The organism is Phragmitibacter flavus (genome assembly GCF_005780165.1).
In the GTDB taxonomy this organism is placed as follows: Bacteria; Verrucomicrobiota; Verrucomicrobiia; order Verrucomicrobiales; family Verrucomicrobiaceae; genus Phragmitibacter; species Phragmitibacter flavus.
In genome coordinates, this window is the sequence record NZ_VAUV01000006.1 from 232,748 (window position 1) to 250,700 (window position 17,953).

The following is a 17,953-nucleotide window of genomic DNA, read 5'->3' on the forward strand; positions in this document are numbered from 1 at the left end:
CATGACAACACCCATTCTGGCTAACTCACTTATTGAAATCTTTCGCGAAGGCGGCCCGATCATGTGGCCCATCGGTCTCGTGGCGCTTATGGCCATTGCAGTGGTGGTGGAACGGATCTTCTGGTGGACCGCCCTGGCCACCAAACGCCGGCCCAAAGTGTTGGAAAAAGTCCTGATGGCTCTTGAGAAAGGGGACATCGCCAAGGCGCAGGAAATTTCGGCAAACTCCAGCGATCCCGTGCTGCGGGTGGTGCATGCGGGATTAAATCACCGGCATGCCAGTCTCACCGGTGCCTTGCAGGCCGCGGCGGGAATTGAGATCAAACAGGCCGGGCGATTTCTGACGGCAATGGACACCATCATCACGCTGGGACCCCTGCTTGGATTGCTCGGCACCGTCACCGGCATCATGGGGAGTTTCACCGCGATCGGCGGATCCGAACTTGCCGTGGAGAAAGTGACCGGCGGCATCGGCGAGGCTTTGATCGCGACCGCCTTTGGACTGGGCATCGCCATCCTGGTGCTGGTCCCTTACAATCTGTTCAATTCGAAAGTCGCTGCGCTTCAGCATGACATTGAAACGGCGGCCAACAATGTGGAGGTCTTCACCGCCGCGCCTCCGACGCGCGTGCATGTTTGAGTAAGCCGATCCATCCACACGCGCATGAAAATTGTTTCCCCGATTGCCCAGCACAAGGCACGCATTGAGGTCATTCCATTGATCGACATCATGTTTTTCCTTTTGGCGAGCTTCATGATGGTGAGTCTGACCATGACCAAACAACGCACCATTGAGGTCAATCTTCCTGGTGCCGCCACCTCCCAGTCGAACCTCAAGCCGGACAGCATCACCCTTGCCGTCGATGCGCGTGGCGGGGTGTTTTTGGAAAAAGAAAACATCACTTTGGAGCAGCTGGATGTCATGCTGAAGGAGAAGCTCGCCGTTAACAAGGACCTGCCCGTGTATATCTCCGGCGATGCCGAAACTCCACATGGTGCCATGGTGGCGGTGCTGGACTACGTCCGACGTTGTGGCGTGACCAAGGTCGCTTTCAATGTGAAGCCACTGGAAAAACTCTGAGCTTCATTTCTCAAATTCCGACTGCTCATGCGCCCTGTCTCCTCCCTGGTTCTCACGTTTCTATTGATCGCCCTTTGCGGATTGTGCGGGGTGCAATGGTGGCGGGAGAACGAGTTGCGCCGCATTGCCGAAAAACAGCGGGATGACTTGGTCCGTCACGAAGCCGTGCAGATGGAGCAGGACGCCCGGATCAAGTCCGCTGATGCGGAGATTTTGCGACTCACCGGAAGCATTGCTGACTTGAGAACCAACTCCGTCAGCAAACTCGAATTTGACGAACTCAAGACTGCTGCTGAAGGTCATGTCGCCACCATCAACCGGCAGAACGAGATCATCGTTCAGCAAAACGAAAGCATCACCAAGCAGAACGAGGCTTTGGAAAAGTTCAACGCCGCGATGCTTCAGGCCAACGAAACCATCAAAACGCTGACCACCCAGCGTGACGACCTCGCCAAGCGCATCAACGAGGTGACCGAGCAATACAACAAGCTCGCGAATCCAGGAGCGGCGGCAGCTCCAGCTCCAGCTCCACCTGCGGGCAATTGAATTAGAGAGCGAATTCCCGCGTGGCCAAGCTTGGAGCAAGCCGCCTGTTCTGATAGGGGCGAATCGAGCGGTTGGTGTGCTCCCGAAAATTTGATGGTATCACGAATTCCGGCGGTCATTTGGTGAGTTAGTCAAACTCCGCAATGTTCACCCATCAAGGCGGGTGGCTCCAAACTTACACACCCGGTTTGCCACTCGGACGCCTCACGGTTTGCCCCCTCGTGCTCCTCGACGAGTGCCTTCTTCATCACCTCCCAACAGGGAAAGTCGAAAGTCGCCCACCAGATTCGTCAGTGGCTGATTTCACCTTTCATGGCCTTCGCACGCTGATGCCGTCGGTGCTCCGCTCCTTCAGCGATGCTGTCTCAAGCAATCCCATCGCGAATGCCCCAATTGCTTTGCGAGATCGTTTTTACTACTACATCCGGTGCAGTTCATAATGCCCGCAGCAGCGAGAGGCCCCATATCTGACCCTTATGTCGCGTGATTTGGTTCTGGGCGAGGCCTATCAGTCGACCAACTCTTATCGATCAATTTAAATTCAGACAACCCAGACAATTAGGTATCCCCATGACAAAAAATGCGGAGCTTTAAATCTTGCGTTTTTTAACCATGCATTATTGTAATAGACGTTTACTGCCGCAATTCACGGCATCCGATCATTCACATCACAAGATGTGCACACCTCAATGCATTAAATTTATGCTTATGAAAAATATATTATTGATCGTTATTGTTCTCTCCTTCGGCGTCTCGGGTGTTTCCATGGGGCAAACCCAAATCTACACCAATAGAATCGAAGGATTCACTGCCGCACAAGTGGATGCGGGGCTTCCTGCGAACCATGCGTTTGATCCAACGACAATTGCCTCTGCAATTGTCGATCCGACTTATTCGGTGAGCAATGGCCCAGCGTCACCTCATGGCGGGAATGCTTACTTTGGTTCCGTGGTAGGAGCTGGAGGAGTTGGGGATTATACCGTGGACTTTGCTGACTTCGTTGACATCAACGGAGCGCCGGTCTCCTTTTTGGATCAAGAAAGCTATGTGGTGACGATCTTCTATAAACCTTCCATCGTCAGCGACAATCTGGGCAATTCCTGGAGTTACATCCCCGACTCTAATATCGATTATTACATCTTTGATGGCGCTCCAGTATCTATAGGCAACACAGTGGCCAGCTTTTCCCCCAACACTTGGACCGCGATCGACTTCTCATTCGTGTTTGATGCCGCTACGATGGGCAACAGCCCGTATCTTTGGGTGACTCCCCTTTACGTTCTGACCCCATTGCAGGGTTCTGCTGCCTTGGCGCAGTCGAATTTCAATTACAACGGAGCCATTGACATCGGAGCCCCTGTTGCCGCCGTTCCCGAGCCGTCGGGTGCCATCCTCATTGGTGTCGCTGGTTTATTGGGCATCCTTCAACGCCGTCGTTCGGTGCGCGCCTGACACTCCGATCACCATTGGGGCGGCAGGCATGTGTCGCACATGGGTCAGCTTTGACCACCTCGGACGTTCGTCTGAGCTCATCCGTTCGAGTTCTGCCTGCTTAAAAATTCACTGCCTGAGTCCGAAAAAGGTGAGGCGAGCGATCCCCACATTTTGTTAACCACTGACGGCGAGCTTCTCCAAATCGGCGCGCGTGGTTTCGTAGGTGGTTTCAAATGTCAGGGCGGCAGGATCGACGGGAAGGTTGTGCACGCGGCAGAATTCTTCATACAAAGCGGGCCACCAGTTTTCGTGCTGGGTGAGGCCCTGCGCTTTCCACTCGTTCCAGCCGATGAGGACTTTGCTCCAGCAGGCGCTGCCAAATTCGATGGCCCCCTTTTGATTGCCGAAGGCGCTGACATACCAATTTTTGCCGATGTGGGCGTGCAGGACCTCATCGGCCCAATCATGATCCTGGAAAAGTTGGGCAAGAGGGTCGCCGGACTCACTTCCGACCTCCCATTCAAAACGTTTGCCCGTTTTGGTCATGAGTCCCTGTTCGATGAAATACAGGACAGCGTGGCGTTCCCAAGGTTGCAGCTGGGTGTTGAGTCCGAGTGCCCAGGTGAAATTGACGCGCAAGAATTTCCGCCAGTCGATGCCGTTGTTGATAAATCCGACTTCGCCCATCATGGCATGGCGGGCCTCGTCCCAAAGCTGGCGGGTCATGTCGCGATAATAGGCCCACGGTTTGTCGGGCGTTTCGGTAAGGATGCTGGCCATCATTTCCGGCACGTCGATCTCGCGCAGCCTTTTGTAATACATCATGAGTGTCTTGTCGCGCGGGCGGAAGGCGGGATCGTAAAGGAATTCTTCGGCATGGACGCCCATGTTATAGGGGTCGAGAAAACGCTCGTCGCGTTGGGGGATGTTGTTGTAGACAAACGGGGTTGCGCTGTGGATGGGGACGAGTTCGCCAGTGGTCTCGGCGGGAAGCGATCCATCAAGATCACCGGCGGCGGCGAGGAGTTTTTTGAGCAGGGTTTCCCAGGACTGCGTGATCGATTGATGCGTGGCCTCGGCGATGCAGGGGACGGCTTGGGCACCGTAATCGATCATTTCGCGAATTTCGAGATCAGCGAAACGCAGGATGCGGACGGTGGGATGATCGGCAAGAGGATTGGTTTCGGAGAGGTGATTTTGGATGCCGCGCTGCAGAGCGGGGAGGGCGTGCAGGTAGATGCCGGTGAGCAGTTCCACCGTGGTCGGAGCGTTTTGAATTTCGTCGAAGAACACACGCAGGGATTCATCGGGGATTTTGTCGAGTCCGAGCGGGGGCGTGCGCATTTCGGCGACGCGTTCGCGCAGCGCGGTGGCGTGTTCGGCGCAATAATGGGCATGCAGGCTGTAAGCCATTTTGATTTCATAGACTGGCTCGGCGGTGAGTCGCGCCTCAAAAATCTGCATGAGCCGCTTGAGGGCGAAGTGGTAGCGTTTGAGTCGACCGACGTTGGCCTCAACGCTGATCCCGGGTCTGGCGGCGTCGGCAAAGGAGGCGATGCCGGCAAGGGGAGGAAGACCGGCGTAGGACTGGTAGTTGGGGAGTGGGACGGCGGGCGCGTTCATGATTGAAGCAGATGATACCAAAGCGTGAGTGGATGGGGAAGTGCGGCGCGAAAGATGCGTGGAATGATAAAATTTCATCCTCACCGCTCCTTTCTGTCAAGCTGACTGGCTTCGAACGCGGCATTTTCGCCGGATTGATGACAACCCATGGACGCAGGATCTGGCAAACGACCGGTGTCGCGATGCCACTCAAATTGAACAACGCCCTTCCCATTGTATCTAAATTTATACAGAAATGACAAAAACATTGTCTAATTATGGTAATTCAATAAATTCAAAGATCGATGACGCCGTTTTCCCCTCATGAATCTGAAGTCGCTTCCACCGACTGTTCCGGCCTTTTTGGGTCAAGACCGCATGGAGTTGAGATGATTGGTATGGAGGGCGGGTTGCGCGAGGCACGGATTGATCCCCGTCTTGCACGCGCGAGTGTCGCCGAGTTGAACGCGGCCCTTGAACAGGCATTCCGCCAAGAAGAGGAAAACGTGTCTGGAATTTTTGGCAGGCCATCACGCGGAGGCCTTTCTCCGTAATAAAGGCTCAGAGCCAGACAGGGGGAGAGCAACTCCTCATTCGCGGCTCGTGCACCACTCCATCGTTCCACCACTCCACCGTCCGCCGAAACAAGGACATCTCTCCAGTCCTCGACAAACGCATCTCACGGGGCCATGGAATCCCCGCCGATGAATCCGCCCGTTGTTTCCGAACGATCACTGCTTTGCCAGAGCCACCGCGAGGAAATGGCCAGCATGCTCACGCACGCGCTGGGCGTCGTGCTGAGTGTAGTCGCGCTCATCGGCATGCTCATTACCTCCGGTGGCGACTTCCTAAAATCGATCTCCGCAGCCGTTTTCGGCGGCTCGCTCATCCTCCTCTACGGTTTCTCCACGCTCTACCATCTCTACACCGACGCGAGAAGAAAGCAGCTCTTCCAGACGCTCGATCATGTCTGCATTTACCTGCTCATCGCCGCTACCTACACGCCCATCTCGATCATTACCCTGCGCGGGCCGTGGGGCTGGACACTGTTCAGCCTCGTCTGGACCATGGCCATCGTCGGGTTGGTCATCAAAACCAAAAACGTTCTGCCCGGCAGGAAGAAAAACCACTGGCTCTCCACCGTCCTCTACCTCGCCATGGGATGGCTGGCCCTCATCGCCATCGGTCCGGTGGTCCGTGCAATGCCCCCTGCCGGCCTAGCCTGGCTGGTCGGCGGCGGCCTCAGCTACACCTTTGGCGTGATCTTCTACTCCTGGCGATCGCTGCCCTACCATCACGCCATCTGGCATCTTTTCGTCCTCGGCGGCAGCGCCTGCCACGTCATCGCCATCTGGCTTTATGTTCTCCGCTGAACTGAACCGAGCCGATAACAGAAAAGTGCATGGATGAGTCCGGCACCGCCTTTACGAATCCGCATACAAATTCACAAAAGCCCCATCGACCCCCAATCTTTTGACGCTGTCCCTGCTGCGGAACTCCCACACACAGCTCGCCATCACCGAATACCCACGACGCTGCAGCGCCTTGACATGGCAGTTCAAAAGCACGCTGTGATGGATCAGGCAATACTGCCACGGCTTGAGCTTAGGCTCCCACATCGCTGAAATCGCAGACATCAATCCGAAGCGAGCGAGTTGCGCATTCGGCGAAATCTCATGCAACCTCCGCAACACCGCATCCCCATGCGACGCAAAGATCACTCTTTCCAAAGGCACCTGCGGCAAGATCACTTTCAGCAAACGTTCCAAATCCTCTCTCTCATAACTCCCCTTCAAATGGGCCATCAGCCCCATCTCTTCGCCCATTTCAGCGAGGCAAGATTCCAAATCACTCCCCCTGCCCCATCCGTGCACACAACAAAATCCATCTGTCGGTGATTTCTTGACCACATCCAGTTCCACAAAATCCACCCGATATCGGGCCGCAAGCCGCACCCCCTCAGGAGCATTCTGCATCCCCCGACTCATTCCCCCACGATGTGCAATGATCTTCAATTCGATTTCAATTCCAATTCCAAAGTTATCACTCAACTACCCATCGGAACGCCGCATCTCCCGATAAGCGGTGGGACTTTGCCCCACTCGCTGACCAAACTGTTCGGAAAAGCTGCTGCCATCCACAAAACCACAGCGGATCGCGATCTCGGAGGCGGAAAGATTCGTTTCCTCCAGTTGTTTCATCGCGGCGGCGACCCGGGTTTTCATCAGAAACTCCTGCGGACTAAACCCGAACGCCTGCTGAAATCGTCGCTGAAAATGTCGCATCGAAAGTCCGCATTTGCCGGCCACTTCCGCGAGCATTACCGGACCTGCGAAGTCACGACGAATGATTTCAACCGCACGCGCCACGCTCTGGATCATTGGCAGTTGCATCTCGTGATCCGCCGCCACCCGCACCACGCCCGCCGTTCCGCAAATCCGGCCCCGACTATCCTTCAACGGGATCTTGGTGACAAACACCCAGTCAGGACTCCCCTGTTTGTCGAACCATAACTCCACGCGCTCAATGCAGCCGACTTCACCCGCAAGCAAAACGGCATCATCCCGAAGATAACCGGAAGCCATCTGCTGAGGCGCGACATCAAAATCGGTCAGGCCGAGCAGCTCACTCTCATGCCTGCGTTGGTGATGCTGCAGAAAGCTCTGACTAACCAGCATGAAACGTCCGTCGCGATCCTTGCAATAAAAACAAACGCCGGGGAGGTGATCAAACAGCGAATGGAAATGAGAGCCCGGGTGAACCTTGCTCAACCACTCGTCACGCTCTCTCGCGACGCTTTCAACACGCTTTCCCCGACTGCCTGGTTTTGGATCTCGTGGCGTATTTGGCATACATTTTGTCGTCACGGTTGGTTTTGCGGGGAGTTATTCTGGCCATGACAACGTTAGCCGCATTGACATCCCCGACAATCTTAAAACGCCCAAGAACCAAGAACCAAGAACCAAGAACCAAGAACCAAGAACCACTGAACCATGAGCACTCACTTCCCCGACATCTCCCGGATCGCCTACGAAGGCCCTCAATCCAAAAATCCCCTCGCCTTCAAACACTACAATCCCGATGAACTCGTGGAAGGCAAAACGATGCGCGATCATCTGCGTTTCTCCATCGTCTACTGGCATACCATGTGTGGTCAGGGCGGCGACATGTTCGGCGAAGCCACGGCCATCCGCCCTTGGGACGCCGGCAAAACCGGCATCGAACAGGCCAAGGCACGCGTGCCGGTGTTCTTCGAAATCGCTGAAAAACTCGGCATGCCCTACTACGCTTTCCATGATCGCGATGTCGCCCCTCACGGCAAAACCTTGCGCGAGAGCAACGAATATCTCGACACCATCGTCGCCCTGTTGAAAGAGCAGCAGCAACGCACCGGCATCAAACTGCTGTGGGGAACTGCCCAGTTGTTCGTGCACAAACGTTTCATGAATGGTGCCGCCACCTCGCCGAACGCCGAAGTTTTTGCTTTTGCCGCCGCCCAGGTGAAGAAAGCCCTGGAGGTGACCCATGAACTCGGTGGTGAAGGTTACACCTTTTGGGGAGGTCGCGAAGGGTATATGACCTTGTGGAACACCGACATGAAACGCGAACTCGACCACCTCGCCCGCTTCCTGCACATGGCCGTCGATTACGCCAAGGAAATTGGCTTCAAGGGCCAGTTTTACATCGAGCCAAAACCCAAGGAACCTACCAAGCATCAATACGACAGCGACGCCGCTGCCTGCCTGAACTTCCTGCGTGAATACGACCTGCTTCCGCACTTCAAGCTCAACCTGGAGACCAACCACGCCACGCTGGCCGGCCATTCCATGCAACACGAAATGGAAGTCGCAGGAGCAGCCGGGGCACTGGGATCGCTCGATGCCAATACCGGCGATCTGCTGCTTGGCTGGGATACCGATCAATTCCTCACCGATGCCTCGGTGGCCACCCAGATGATGCTCTCCGCTTTAAAACATGGCGGACTCACCACCGGCGGCGTCAACTTCGATGCCAAAGTGCGCCGCGAAAGCATTGATCCCGAGGATCTGTTTTTTGCCCACATCGGCGGCATGGACACCTTTGCACGGGGTTTGAAAAACGCCGCCGCCATTCGTGCCGATGGCCGCCTGGGCGAATTCGTCCAACAACGTTATGCCTCGTGGGACACCGGTCTCGGTGCCAGCATTGAACAAGGCAAAGAAACCTTCGCCTCCCTGGAGAAGCTCATGCTCGAAAAAGGCGAAGCCGCTCCCAACACAAGCGGTCGCCAGGAGTATCTGGAAAACTTGGTCAACGAGTTCGTCTAAGCAAGCTAACGACCGGTCAGCAGACAAATCTCCAACTGACCTTCGAGGGCCATGCAACATTTCCAAATTTGTCCCACGGTATTGACCAACTGTGGGACATTTGATAAATGTGCTAAAAGGGAGATTCTATGGCAGAAGGCGTAAACGTGAGATTTGCGGGGGAGCTTCAACGATTCCTTCAAACTGGAATCGGCGATGCGGGACTTTACGGCTCGGCGAGCGAATACATTCGCGATTTGGTCCGGCGCGATTACGAGCGATAGGAGAAACACAAATGGGGCGCTCTTCGTCATGCGCTCAAGCCAGGCATGGCTGCTGATGGGAGCGAGTTTGTGACGCTTGACGCGGACAAGGTGATCGCCGAAGCAAAGGAACAGGCAATTTACTCAAAGTTTGACCGCATTTGAGCCTGCGAAACTGACGGGCGTGCCTGCAAACTTGAAGAATTACCGAACATCGTTTGCCGAAATGGGATCGCCAAATATTACCAACCCCTGACACTATTGATTTTAGCAAGTCTTGCGAAGGCCTTCATTATCCGGTATTGTGTCCGACATGAGCACGGTCATGGAAATTGAAAGGGCCATAGAAAACCTCAAACCAGAGGAGTTTCGGGAATTGCTCGGCTGGATGGAGCAGAAAGAACGCTCCATCTCGCAGCCACGCACTGCGACCCCGCTCGCCTGGCCGGATTTTGCGGCCCGTCAGCGTGACGTGTTCGGGCAAGACTTTTGTCTCCCTGCTGGATACGTTGACCAGCTTATCAGCGAGGGTCGCGGCGAATGAGCGTTTGTGCGGACACGGGTTTCATCGTCAAGCTTTACCTCAAGGAGGCAAATTCACCGCAAGCTCTCGCCTTGCTGGCAAGTCTTTCTCCGCCCATATTCGTGACAACGTGGCATGTGCTGGAAGTGTCCAACGCCATACAAAGAGCGGTTTTTGTAGGGGGCATCACGCCCGCTCAAGCAAGCCAGCTACTGTCAATTTTCGATTCAGACTTGCGAAATGGAGTGTTTAACTTGGTTGAGATCGACCATGATGCCGTATTGGAACTTGCAAGACGGCTGACGTTGAATCATACGCCTGTCATTGGCACACGTTCTCTCGATGTGCTGCATGTTGCGAGCGCGATTGAGTTGGAGGCGACAGATTTCGTTAGTTTTGATCAGCGCCAGAGAGATGCGGCGAAGGCCGAAGGGCTAAACATTCTGCCCTGAACCCGTTTTCTCCGTGAAGGCTAAAAAAACAGGACAACCTCTCGGCTGCCCTGCTTCTTCATCACCCGCTGGTGACTTAATATCTACAGATCCCGCTGGATTCCGTTCAACAGGAAGCTGCCGGTTGGATCACTGTTGCCATCAAGCTCCACATCCACATCTAGGAAGAAGTTTCCTTGGGCGGGATCGGAAAGATCACCGTTCACCGACAGGGTTGAGGCAGCATTGTTGTCGAAGAAAGCAAATCCGGTGTCCACATGTCCGACCGCGACGTTGCCATTCAGGTTGGTGATGATCACGTCAGCACTGCCTTGAGCGACGGCCGCAAAGAACGAGGGATCAAATCCACCGTTGGTCACCGATCCTTCGGCTAGCACCACGTTGCCTGTCACCCTGGCATTGATGGTGGATGAACCAAGCCCCAGGACATTGATCGCATCATTGAACATGGTGCCGGTGAAGATATTCGCCGTGATGTCGGCATCAATTTCACCCGAAGCACTCCCGAGCGCCTGGATCGCAATGCCATCGAAGGTGCCACTCAACAGGTTGTCGATCACGTCAGCGATCAACAGGCTGTTAGGACCCGCCGCGCCTTCTGCTCTCAGGATCACCCCTTCATTGAAGACACCCGTAAAACCATTTTTGGTAACGAGCAAATCCATGTAACTGCCACCGGTCTTCAACGCATCAATCGCACGGGTCTGGAATTCACCGCTGAACAAGTTTTCGACGATGTCCACGTTCAACATGGACCCGACTTCAAGGCCTGCATCTCTACTTTCCAGGATGATGCCGGCTTGCTGATAAACACCGGAGAACACATTTAATGTCACCAATGCCTCAAGGGTGGAATTCTCATACTCAGAAAGGTAAATGCCATACACGGCCTCGTTGGTGAAGTTATTGGAGTCCACCAGCAGATTGATCTCTGAATCATCCGCGCTTGCCGCATCAATGACGGCGCCAAAGTTACTTTCAAACTGGTTCAATTTCACCGTCACGTCAGCAAATGAATCACCATAAGTAAACACGCCGACGCCACGATCAATGAACTCATTGGGGTCAAACTGATTGTCGAACACGTTGCCGGTGATGTTGGCGGTGATGGACGTTTCATCGTAAGCGTCCACAATGATTATCTTATCCCCCACGCTGCCTTCATACTCCCGGACGGTGCCAATGAAGTCATTGAGCAGCACGTTGGCCACAACAGTGGAATTGCCCCGGCCAGAGAGGTAGAGATGCGAATCATCCGTCTCGTTGTCGAAGGTGTTTCTCACGATGTCAGCCGAAACCGTGGCGTTGTCGTAGCCCACCAGAGCGAGGCCGTAATAATATTTCCCATCAAGGACGTTTCCGGTGACCAAAGCGTTAATCGTGGAATCATCGGAACCCCGGATCTGCGCCCCACTGAAGTAGTTGTCACCAAGGAATTGGTTGTTCAACAACACCACATTCAGCTCGGCCGTTCCGAACGACTGGACAAACAGGTTGTCCCAGGCGCCGTGGAATTCATTGGTGCTGATCAACACCTCCGCAGAAACTTCGGAATTGTAATTCACCGCGGCGTTGATGTCGTTAAAGACACTGTCCACCAGGATGAAATTTGCCACATTGGTCGCTTGGATGCCGGAAAGCCCCTGCCCCTGCCCTTCGTTGAATTCATAACCCTGAACGATCAGGGTCTCGAAGTTCGAAACCACACCGCCGTTCACGACCGGACGCAAAGTGTCACCTGCAAAAAGACTGCCGTCTGGCAGCAGGATGCCTTTGTGGGAACTGATGAAACGGGTGCTGCCAGTGGTGGTCACCGTCTCGTTATAATCACCGCCTGTGCCACCCTGGGTATACACGTTCCACAAACGACCGGAATTGTTGCTGTTATCGCCTGCGGTGGTGGCCCCCTCCTGAAGGTTGTCAAACGGACGCTCTGCCGTGCCATTGGCACCGTTGGCCATGGCGTCTCCCGATTGAATGCCATTGCCCACCCCATCGCCGTTGTTCACAAACACGATGTCGTCCACCAGCACAATTTGCCCTTTTCTTTGTGAAACCACGCGGGTCACCCGTTTCACTTCAGTGTTTTTCTTCACATCCACGTCCACACTGTTGGCCGTCTTGATGGCGGCATTCTGACGACGCACCGGCTCCGCCATGCGCTCCACCAAGTGACGACGCCGTGGTTGGAAGGCATCGCGAATCCGACTCCAAAACGTTTCGCCGTTGCCAAGGTTGCCGCCTTCAAAGGGAAGCTGGACCTGAATGCCTGCCGTCCAATCACTGCCGGTGAGCCGGTCATCTTCATACCAGGTGCCGCTCAGGATGATGGCAGGCACCGGACGAATCTCCAATCCGGCTTTCCATCCTTCCACATTGCCCGTGCCGCCGATTTGTGGACCGAAAGGCTGATTATCGAACTGGTAGTAGCCAGCGATCACCCGCAGATCAAAATATTGGTCCACCCAAGGGACCAACAACGCCGCCTCGGCATCCCAGCCTTCCATGCCTTCTTCATATCGTCGGAACAAGCTCTCGATGGTGGTCGTGCGCGTCGTGGTCGTGGCACGCGTGGTCAACAACTGATCCTGCGAGATGGTGTTGCCCGTGGCGTAAGGGTCGCTGACTGGCCCGCCCGATTGCGACATACGGGTTTCTGATGTGCTAAACCGTTCCACCGAACGACTCTCCTCCGCCAGCTGGCGATCGGAAAGCGGCAGGTAATAGTTGCCTCGCATCTCCACATAACGCGTGCCGACTTCCACCCCAAAACCCAACTGCCACAGCTGATTGTCCGCTTCCGTGTCCAGCATGTCGACAAACAGGTTGCCCCCAATAAAGATCCCTTCATCAAAGAACCCTGCCTGCGGTTTGTTCGGATTTTTCAATGCGGCCACCGATTCCGACCCAAACAGATACCGATACCCAAGCCCCAGTGACGTCGCGACCTCGCCCTGCTCACCCCAGGAGGCGTAAGGCTCCAGATAAACCACCCCGCCGCTTAACGTGCCATCGCCACCCAACGAACTCCAGACCGGGGCCACAATACTAAAATTGCCTTCCGTGTAAACATCACTGGATTTGACCCCACTCGTAATGGTTCCCAAATGCATCGGATGATGCTCGTCAATCGGCAGTTCATCGGCTTGTTTCGCCACCGACCCTGCCAAAGCAAAGTTCGCGATGACTGAGCCTAACAAGAGAGACGCGGCGATAGAAACGCCAGCACGACGGGGTCGAGCAATCGGAAGCATGGGAGGATGAGGTGGTGAGCGAATGAATGCCTGGGTTGTGGAGGATGCGCGGGTGTCGATAAACAGGCGGCAAGATGGAGAACTCTCTAAAGCACTCACCACCACTTATTTGCGAATGGGAATCAATCCGCGCTCGCCCCTAAACGCGCATAAGCCCCGCTTATGCAAGCGCATTTCCCTTCAATTGCCCTTTGGTGCAATAACCATATGCTTACCATGCTGCGTATGAACACCAACCTTCAAAGGAGAGTGGTCCCGGTTTAACGCATCACCGATGTTGTCGGTCCATACCGTCCGTTGCAAGAAAACGCAACGTTCGCCTCCCGGGAAAAGCTCATTCTAGAAAATGGCGAAGACCAGCCCAATTGTTCACTGTCCCCGTGGAGGTTAGAATCCATTGGCTAACGATGTGGTCGACACGTCTGAAGCATGCGCATGGCAGGGAAAAGTCCACCATCTAGAGATGCCGAGGCGATTCCCAAAAAATCAATGAACGGTAGGAATGCGCTGCGTCGCGTCACAAATTCACCATTTCACACCGATGCATTCACGCATGGCGGCGATGGGGAATTTTCGAGGTGGGGAATTGGGCTCGAGCGAGGTGGTGGCGGGTGTCCCACACGCCTTTGGAATTCGTTGGTGTCCATACTCTGCAAGCAAGAATTGGGGCCGGGTGTGGGACACCCCCAACCACTCTCTCAACCCAGCGCGGCCATACCCAAGGTGTCATTCATTGTTGACATCCTCTCGCCAAATCAAGCTCCAAGCACCAACCGATTACTCCGAAACCCCAGGAAAAATTGAATTGGTCGGCATTCTAAGCGATGCCGCCGAGAGCAAGTTGTCCTTCGAGTATTCGTTCTCCATGACCCAAGCCGTCACCTCGCAATCCTCATTTAACGAGAATGATCAGAAGAGGGTAGTCAAGACGATGCAATACCACGACTACGAAAGTTCCGGCGCGATTCGGATGGAGGTTGGGAAAACTTACGATTTTTACGAGGCCGGAGACAAGGTCTATCGCCTCACGATCTCAAAGGCCGACAAGTGATGGTGTTTCCGTGGGATTTTCTGTAAAGGCAGCATCATGACAGAACGACGGACCACTGAATGGGATGCACACCCTCCGCCCCATCCCAAACGCAAACCTCCATCATCCGCTCCTGCATGGGCGCCAGTGGAATGGACCGTTTCGATGATCCTTGAGATGTTTCAATGCGCGGACCGAACCCCGGCTCTCGGATGTGGAAATACGCAGAACGACCCTTGCCGGAAAACACCCAAGCGGATTTTGGCTTAGGTTGTCAACTTTTTGCACACTGACCCCGTTTTCATGCACTGACCCCGTTTTCATGACCTCTTTCTCTCATTTCCCCATCGCCAGAAGCAAACTAGACGCTGTATAGATTAATCCCATCATGCTTTATCCAGTAGCCATTAACGAATGGCTTCCCACTGACTGAAGCAACACCCACGGAATAATCCGGATGGTAACTTTCCGGCTGAGGATAATGAACAGCCGATTCGCATTGAACAGCGTAGAGACACATTGCTGCCGATATCGGCTTCGGACCAAACGGAGCAAAGGCAACAGATTCAACGCTACGGGAGAGCGAGCAAATACGATCGAACGCCATCGACATATCATTCGCATCGATCCGATGCTTGACAAATTTATCTCCACTTCTGTTGCTTTGAAGACTAATGATTGATTCCCATGCTCTTCGAACAGAAGTGGGGCTTGAAGGAAACGGAATTAACAGCTGGACAGCTGGATGGGCCTCCGCACTGCTCAAATAATCTTGTAGGCTCTCTACCATAAAACCTACGGAAGCCACCAAAACATCGCTCCTGAATTCCTTGCCTAAGAAGCCAGGCAAATAGTCCCATTTCCCCGCACCTTCACTGAGCTTTGCCCCGTCCAAATAACTTCTTGGACACCCATAAGTTAAAATCAGATCGCGAACCTCAACCTCCTTAATCAAAGTGCGAAGCATTGGAAAAAAGAATCTCTTTGGAAGAGACGAGATGTCAAGGATTATCGATGAACCCTTCTTGGCGAGAGTGTCCGAAATAGCCTGAATCTCATGAAGTTCGGCAAGTAACTCAATCTGATACACATCGGAATTCTCTGCACACAACAATCGGAACTGGCGCATTCTTTCAACAAGCCTATCTTGAGTTTTGAGGAAATAGCGCGTGCCCAACATCGGATCCACTTGAACCATTGAAATACTTCTGACTAAGCCAAGATCTTTGACCCAACGCAATGCGCTGAGTGAACGATCCTCCGTTCCAATTGCACCAATGAAATTCCATTCCCTTGGTTCAGAGATCGAAATCGCCCAGTCCAACAAACCCCACGGCCTAAATCTGCTCATACTTTAAATATTCAGAATAGCTTTAATTGCTCGTCACTTTCATCACCAGCATTTCTAATGCGGAGAACCTTTTTTGCCTCCCAATCTTCTGATGCAACAAGCGTGAGCGGCACCTCGGCTTCTTTGAGAATCCAAATCAGTTGATTTATTTCCCAGTAGAGCGGCTCTTTAGTGTGCGCCACGGGCAGCTGAAAAACCGGGGAAAGAACAGGGTGAAGATAAAACTTCAGTCGTTGTTCACCAGATTGCTTCTTTGTTGTGTGATCGGAAACTACCAGCGCACCCCATCCCACGCACTGTTTTAAAAAACTCCATGCAATTCGATTCTCGGGTGCATCTAACTCAAGGACGTTCACCTCTAAAGAAAATCCGTTGCCCCCAGGATAAGACATTTTCTTATCTTCCCGAAGGGAACGTCTCAAATAATTTCCAAGCTTTCCGATGAAGCGTTGCCTTATATCACCACCGGGCTTATGTTCGGCAAGTTTATTATACCAAACCTTACTAGCTTCCTGTATTCCCAATGCCTGATACTTTCTGTCGATAAACTCTCCAATCAAGGGATTGGACTGCCTCTCCCCTAATGCCTTCTTTCCCTGCTCTATTTTGAGAAACTGATTCCAGATTCCATGACATATTCCAAGAAATGCCAGAATATTCCCACCACTGAGATCTAAAATATCTCGCTTTCCCCACCACATGAGTCGCTGACCTCGTCGGGCTGCGAGCTGCAATGCAGCCAGTGTCAGCCTTTCTTTCCGCCACCATTGGTTTTCCCAAGGATAAGGAGATTCGGTTGGTGGGGGAGCACTACGATGCTCAAGCTTACCTCTCCCACCTCCAGTTTGCCGTCCCCACGCAGCTGCAAGCACTGCTTCAAGCGGTTCTTTTATAAACAACTCTGACAAAAACGATTTCCATTCCTTACTCCAAAGTAGAGTTTCCTCTTTGTCGGTGATTGCAAGCGCTCTTTCGTAAGAACCAGCCGCAGGAGAAGGCGAACTAAAAATCGATTGGGTGCGATCTCGCTTGAGTGCTGAGCAAGAAAATACAGCCTCTAGCGGGTCAAGCCTCTGATCGATATCCTCATCCAAATAATACTTAATCCGCCGCAAAAACGCATCTTTAGCAAAAATTTCAAATGTGCCTTTCACATTCTCAGTCCTTCTCCACGCAGCATCGAAATCTGTGATGTGGTAGTCTCTTTCCTCCTCAAGGACTCCTCCTCCGAAAACGCCAAGACACCCCTCAGTATTCCAACCGTAGGGCCGCGAACCCAGTCTATAAGCCACGCGAAGATCTCGCTTTCCAAGGGCACCATTGAGCATTTGCCTGAAAGCCAATCGTAGGCTTGCCGGTAAACCAGCGGGAGCATGAACCAATTCTTCAATTTGATCAATCCTTATGAAAACGGGCACGTCATCAATCACACCGGTTGATTTTAAGCAATCAACGGTCCTTAAGATAGGCTCTCCGACCATACTCTTTGAATCCCTCAAGAGTTTGGGTGCTCCGTCGAAGCGCATATTGTGCCCCATCCAGTTACGATAGCACGCTATGCGGTCCTTGATGCGAACCATCAGATCACCAGACGTTTGGCAACCATTTAATGCACCAGCCCAACAATCTTGTTTGATAAGCTTCTTGACAAATTGCTTTTCAGCCGAAAGAGACACAAGCGATCCAAATGTATCTGGATTCTCTTCAATTATCTTTAGATTCTCCATTAGATCGAGAATCACTTTATAGTTGAATAAATCCCCAAAGTAATACGGCAACTCCTGGATGTCATGCTGCTGCCCTTGACCCAAGGTAACTCCCGCAAGATGGGCGATACCGCTCTTCGTGAGATTGATTCCCGCCGAAAGGAATTGAGCATGATCAGCAGGAACGGGGAACGGTTCTTTGTATTTGCGATATGCAATTCGAATCTCAGGTCGCAACAGGGTTAATAGCATCGTTTTGCCGCATCCTTGGGAGCCCAAAAGAACGACATTGCCTGCTTGAAAAAGCTGATGAAACTCAACAAGCGAATCCATCGGCTTGCTACTAAATAGCCGCACAAAGTGCTCTTGATCAACGGAATCAGCGACATATAATTCCTGAAATGGATTATGTGAATAATTCATAG

Annotated in this window: 15 protein-coding genes; 9 read left to right on the forward strand and 6 right to left on the reverse strand. The window is 53.2% G+C overall.

Going from position 1 to position 17,953, the window contains the following annotated elements; all coding sequences use genetic code 11:
* Position 1 precedes the first annotated feature (1 nt).
* From FEM03_RS09345 to FEM03_RS09360, 4 genes are all read left to right on the forward strand, one after another.
* Complete coding sequence (locus tag FEM03_RS09345) at positions 2–640, forward strand: MotA/TolQ/ExbB proton channel family protein (protein WP_138085940.1); 639 nt, start codon at positions 2–4, stop codon at positions 638–640.
* Between the two features lie 24 nt (positions 641–664).
* Positions 665–1,081, forward strand: coding sequence for an ExbD/TolR family protein (locus FEM03_RS09350; RefSeq protein ID WP_138085941.1), 417 nt, complete (start codon positions 665–667; stop codon positions 1,079–1,081).
* A 27-nt stretch (positions 1,082–1,108) separates the two neighbouring features.
* Positions 1,109–1,627 (forward strand): hypothetical protein, encoded by a 519-nt coding sequence (locus FEM03_RS09355; RefSeq protein WP_138085942.1) that lies wholly within the window; start codon positions 1,109–1,111, stop codon positions 1,625–1,627.
* A gap of 702 nt (positions 1,628–2,329) precedes the next feature.
* The gene (locus FEM03_RS09360; protein WP_138085943.1) at positions 2,330–3,079 is read left to right on the forward strand and encodes a PEP-CTERM sorting domain-containing protein; all 750 of its coding nucleotides are present in this window, start codon (positions 2,330–2,332) and stop codon (positions 3,077–3,079) included.
* A 156-nt stretch (positions 3,080–3,235) separates the two neighbouring features.
* Here the strand turns inward: FEM03_RS09360 and FEM03_RS09365 are convergent, their stop codons facing one another.
* Positions 3,236–4,684, reverse strand: coding sequence for a hypothetical protein (locus FEM03_RS09365; RefSeq protein WP_138085944.1), 1,449 nt, complete (start codon positions 4,682–4,684; stop codon positions 3,236–3,238).
* 683 nt (positions 4,685–5,367) lie between these two features.
* Between FEM03_RS09365 and trhA the strand changes: the two genes are divergently transcribed.
* The gene (gene trhA, locus FEM03_RS09370) at positions 5,368–6,036 is read left to right on the forward strand and encodes a PAQR family membrane homeostasis protein TrhA (RefSeq protein WP_138085945.1); all 669 of its coding nucleotides are present in this window, start codon (positions 5,368–5,370) and stop codon (positions 6,034–6,036) included.
* 51 nt (positions 6,037–6,087) lie between these two features.
* On the opposite strand, the gene FEM03_RS09375 is transcribed toward trhA, so the two are convergent.
* On the reverse strand, positions 6,088–6,678 hold the full coding sequence (locus FEM03_RS09375; RefSeq protein ID WP_138085946.1) for a glycerophosphodiester phosphodiesterase: 591 nt from the start codon (positions 6,676–6,678) through the stop codon (positions 6,088–6,090).
* A 36-nt stretch (positions 6,679–6,714) separates the two neighbouring features.
* The gene (locus FEM03_RS09380; protein ID WP_240772723.1) at positions 6,715–7,434 is read right to left on the reverse strand and encodes an AraC family transcriptional regulator; all 720 of its coding nucleotides are present in this window, start codon (positions 7,432–7,434) and stop codon (positions 6,715–6,717) included.
* Between the two features lie 222 nt (positions 7,435–7,656).
* On the opposite strand from FEM03_RS09380, the gene xylA reads away from it, so the two are divergent.
* The 3 genes from xylA (at position 7,657) to FEM03_RS09400 (ending at position 10,187) form a co-directional block, all read left to right on the forward strand.
* Positions 7,657–8,970, forward strand: a complete 1,314-nt coding sequence (gene xylA / locus FEM03_RS09385) for a xylose isomerase (protein WP_138085948.1) — start codon at positions 7,657–7,659, stop codon at positions 8,968–8,970.
* A gap of 555 nt (positions 8,971–9,525) precedes the next feature.
* Entirely contained in the window at positions 9,526–9,756 is a 231-nt protein-coding gene (locus FEM03_RS09395; RefSeq protein WP_138085949.1) for a hypothetical protein, read from the forward strand.
* Positions 9,753–10,187, forward strand: coding sequence for a type II toxin-antitoxin system VapC family toxin (locus FEM03_RS09400; protein WP_138085950.1), 435 nt, complete (start codon positions 9,753–9,755; stop codon positions 10,185–10,187). The genes FEM03_RS09395 and FEM03_RS09400 overlap by 4 nt, the downstream gene beginning before the upstream one ends.
* A gap of 83 nt (positions 10,188–10,270) precedes the next feature.
* Here FEM03_RS09400 and FEM03_RS09405 read toward each other — a convergent pair whose 3' ends face one another.
* Positions 10,271–13,441, reverse strand: coding sequence for an inverse autotransporter beta domain-containing protein (locus FEM03_RS09405; RefSeq protein WP_138085951.1), 3,171 nt, complete (start codon positions 13,439–13,441; stop codon positions 10,271–10,273).
* Between the two features lie 502 nt (positions 13,442–13,943).
* On the opposite strand from FEM03_RS09405, the gene FEM03_RS09410 reads away from it, so the two are divergent.
* The gene (locus FEM03_RS09410; RefSeq protein WP_138085952.1) at positions 13,944–14,492 is read left to right on the forward strand and encodes a hypothetical protein; all 549 of its coding nucleotides are present in this window, start codon (positions 13,944–13,946) and stop codon (positions 14,490–14,492) included.
* A 340-nt stretch (positions 14,493–14,832) separates the two neighbouring features.
* Here FEM03_RS09410 and FEM03_RS09415 read toward each other — a convergent pair whose 3' ends face one another.
* Together FEM03_RS09415 and FEM03_RS09420 are read right to left on the reverse strand one after the other, a co-directional pair.
* A complete protein-coding gene (locus tag FEM03_RS09415; protein WP_206170940.1) occupies positions 14,833–15,795 on the reverse strand; it encodes a hypothetical protein in 963 nt (320 codons plus the stop codon).
* A 38-nt stretch (positions 15,796–15,833) separates the two neighbouring features.
* A complete protein-coding gene (locus FEM03_RS09420) occupies positions 15,834–17,951 on the reverse strand; it encodes an ORC-CDC6 family AAA ATPase (protein WP_138085954.1) in 2,118 nt (705 codons plus the stop codon).
* Positions 17,952–17,953 lie beyond the last annotated feature (2 nt).

What these genes read in the sequence shown, in the direction of transcription:
- FEM03_RS09400 (WP_138085950.1), top strand. Translation starts at nt 9,753, where the DNA reads ATGAGCGTTTGTGCGGACACGGGTTTCATCGTCAAGCTTTACCTCAAG.
- xylA (WP_138085948.1), top strand. Translation starts at nt 7,657, where the DNA reads ATGAGCACTCACTTCCCCGACATCTCCCGGATCGCCTACGAAGGCCCT.
- FEM03_RS09350 (WP_138085941.1), top strand. Translation starts at nt 665, where the DNA reads ATGAAAATTGTTTCCCCGATTGCCCAGCACAAGGCACGCATTGAGGTC.
- FEM03_RS09395 (WP_138085949.1), top strand. Translation starts at nt 9,526, where the DNA reads ATGAGCACGGTCATGGAAATTGAAAGGGCCATAGAAAACCTCAAACCA.
- FEM03_RS09365 (WP_138085944.1), bottom strand. Translation starts at nt 4,684, where the DNA reads ATGAACGCGCCCGCCGTCCCACTCCCCAACTACCAGTCCTACGCCGGT.
- FEM03_RS09420 (WP_138085954.1), bottom strand. Translation starts at nt 17,951, where the DNA reads ATGAATTATTCACATAATCCATTTCAGGAATTATATGTCGCTGATTCC.
- trhA (WP_138085945.1), top strand. Translation starts at nt 5,368, where the DNA reads ATGAATCCGCCCGTTGTTTCCGAACGATCACTGCTTTGCCAGAGCCAC.
- FEM03_RS09405 (WP_138085951.1), bottom strand. Translation starts at nt 13,441, where the DNA reads ATGCTTCCGATTGCTCGACCCCGTCGTGCTGGCGTTTCTATCGCCGCG.
- FEM03_RS09355 (WP_138085942.1), top strand. Translation starts at nt 1,109, where the DNA reads ATGCGCCCTGTCTCCTCCCTGGTTCTCACGTTTCTATTGATCGCCCTT.
- FEM03_RS09360 (WP_138085943.1), top strand. Translation starts at nt 2,330, where the DNA reads ATGCTTATGAAAAATATATTATTGATCGTTATTGTTCTCTCCTTCGGC.
- FEM03_RS09345 (WP_138085940.1), top strand. Translation starts at nt 2, where the DNA reads ATGACAACACCCATTCTGGCTAACTCACTTATTGAAATCTTTCGCGAA.
- FEM03_RS09410 (WP_138085952.1), top strand. Translation starts at nt 13,944, where the DNA reads ATGCGCTGCGTCGCGTCACAAATTCACCATTTCACACCGATGCATTCA.